The organism is Sphingomonas sp., assembly GCF_035758555.1.
GTDB lineage: Bacteria > Pseudomonadota > Alphaproteobacteria > Sphingomonadales > Sphingomonadaceae > Sphingomonas_B.
The window spans coordinates 1-2,800 of sequence record NZ_DASTXI010000162.1 but is presented as its reverse complement, the minus strand read 5'-3'; the positions used below and the strand labels follow the sequence as shown (position 1 = coordinate 2,800).

Sequence of the window (2,800 nt, the reverse complement as noted above, 5' to 3'; positions counted from 1 at the left end):
CGCGCCGCGGAGCGTGCGCTGACCAGCGATTACCTCCTCGCGCTCGCGCAACGCGCGCGGCTGATGGCCGAACGCGCCGGGCAGACGGACTTCGCGCCGCCCCCCGAATTCGCGTCGCTGAAGCCCGAGGACCAGGCAATTGCAGCGCAGGTTCTGGACATGCAGCGGTCCGAGATGCGCGCGCGCGCGCAGGCGCTTTCGGCGCAGCAGTCGGTACTCAGCGAACGCGGCCAGCAGCTTTACCAGCAGCAGTCCGGCTATGCGCGGCAGCGGCAGACGATCATCGAGCAGCAGAGGCTGATCAACGAGCAGCTCAAAGGGCTGAAGGAGATCGCGGCCAAGGGCTTCGCTTCGATGAACCGAGTGCGCGACCTCGAGCGCCAGGAGGCCGAGCTGAGAGGCCAACAGGCGGCGATGGAAGCCGAATATGCGCGCGCGGGCGAGGGCAGGGGCGAGACCCGCATGCAATCGCTGAGCGTGAGCAGCGACCGGCTCCAGCAGATCGAATCCGATTTGAAGGACACGCAGAGCAAGCTCTCGGAGGTGCTGCCGAAGCTGGTCGCGACTCGCCAGCAGCTCGAGCAGGCGACGGTCCGCGCGCCGGTGACGGGGCAGGTCGTCGGCCTCAGCGTCTTCACGGTCGGCGGTGTGGTGGCGCCGGGCGAGAAGCTGATGGACATCGTTCCCGACGGCAAGCAGCTGATCATCCAGGCGCAAATTTCGCCCAATGACGCCGATGACGTGTTCATCGGCCAGAAGGCGCAGGTGCGGTTCACCGCGGTCCACGACCGATCGCTGCCGCTGTTCACGGGCGTGGTGCGGACCGTCTCCGCCGACAGCCTGACCGACGAGAAGACCGGCCGCTCCTTCTTCCGCGCCGAGATCGAGGTGCCGGAGAGCGAGCTGAAGCAGGTCCAGGCGGTGCTCGGCAACGGCGACCTCAGGCCCGGCCTTCCGGTCGAGAGCATGCTGACGGTGCGCAAGCGGACCGCGCTGCAATATCTGCTCGAGCCGCTGACCGGCGCGCTGTGGAAGTCCGGGCACGAGGACTGAGCCGGGCGGCGTAAGCGCCGCGCACTCTTCGCCTGTAGCTGAAGTCCGTGACGACGCGCTCCTGCGCGCTCGCGAGCGCCCCCGACTTTTTTGGACTGTGGCGCGGTGCAACTTTGATTATTGATCGGCGTCGGGAGGGGCGCTTGATGTTTGCAGCCGATCAGCCGGCAGTTGTCGCGCCCGCGGGGACGGCCAACCAGTCCGACGTGATCGAGGTCGTCGGCACCCGGTCCGATGAGGCGCTGAAGATCGACCGGCGCACCTATCGCGTGCAGCAAAACCCGCACACTGCGCAGAAGGACAGCATCCAGCTGCTGCGCGGCGTGCCGGCGGTCACCGTCACGCCCGACGACACGATCATGCTGCTCGGCGCGCCGAACGTCGCGATCTACATCGACGGGCGGCCGTATCAGGGCGACGCGATTCAATATCTGCGCACGCTCCACGGCAGCGACATCGAGCGCATCGAGATCATCACCAATCCATCCGCGCAATATTCGCCTCTGGGCAGCGGCGGGATCATCAATTTCGTGCTTCGGAAGAAACAGGAGGATGGCGTCTCGGGAAACGCCAGCAGCGAGGTCACCAGCCTCGGCCGTGGCAACTTCGATTCGAGGCTCAAATCCAGACACGGCAAGTGGACCTACGAGCTCGGAGCGGGAGGACGGATCGGAACCCAATCTCGCTCCACCTACCGCAAGCTGCGCAGCGTCGAAGCCGCGCCCGGCGAAGAGCCGACCGTCAACACCGAGACGGGCGGAGGTCCGTCGCGTGGAATCGAAGGCCAAGCGGACGCGAAGATTACCTACGAGCTGGACCCGAAGACCAGCATATCCGCCAGAATCCTGGGCGCTGCGGCACGCGATACGAGCACCAATCATGCCGAGTTCACGGGGCTGACGCCGGATTTCCAGTCCTTCTCGGAGCGGCAGCGCTTCACCACCAGCTCGTCATTTCTGCTTTCCGAACTGACCTTCGACCACAAGGGCTCGAAGGAAGGCGAGACGCTGGGCGCGAGCCTGCGCCTTTTCGCCATCCCGACGCAGCGGGAGAGGAACGCGGCCGGGTTCAGCGACGGTGGCTCCTTGTCGGTCGGGAAAGACAAGCATTTCCTCTACGCCACTGGCCAGATCGACTGGCAGCATCCGATGGGCAAGGGGCAGATCCTGTCAGTCGGCGGCACCTGGAATCGTACGAGGATGGAAGAGCGCTACCGTTTCACGAGCATCGGCGGCGACGGGGTGCTCGGGAGCGATGCCGCGGACCAATTCACCGGCACCGACGACAACCTTGCGGCCTATGTGACCTTCCAGCAGCCGGTCGGCGATTGGACTCTGATGCCGGGCGTGCGCGTCGAGCGCGACAGCCGCCGCATCGCCAGCCGCGGTCACCCGGACGTGCGGATCGATCGCACCGACCTGTTCCCGACGCTCCACATCGATCGGCCGCTGGGCAAGACGCTCAAGCTGACGCTCAGCTACAGCAAAAGGATCGACCGTCCGCAGCTCAACGATCTGCGGCCCTACGCGATCGTGCAGGACGTGCTCACGAAGAAGCTGGGCAATCCAAATTTGAAGAACCAGTCGACCGATTCCTACGAAATCAACCTGCACTACCATCGCAAGAAAGTGGATGCGGGGATCATCCTCTACGACCGCGTGACGAACCGGCTGTGGAGCTCGGATTATAGCGTGATCGACGGGGTCAACGTGGTCACGCTGGTGAATGCCGGCCGCAGCCGCGACCG

2 protein-coding genes are annotated in these 2,800 nt (G+C 65.3%); both read left to right on the top strand.

What is annotated here, in order from left to right; translation table 11 throughout:
- Positions 1–1,053: HlyD family type I secretion periplasmic adaptor subunit (locus VFT73_RS09625; RefSeq protein ID WP_326410322.1), on the top strand; the 1,053-nt coding region annotated here is incomplete at its 5' end.
- A gap of 146 nt (positions 1,054–1,199) precedes the next feature.
- Positions 1,200–2,800: TonB-dependent receptor (locus tag VFT73_RS09620; RefSeq protein ID WP_326410320.1), on the top strand; the 1,601-nt coding region annotated here is incomplete at its 3' end.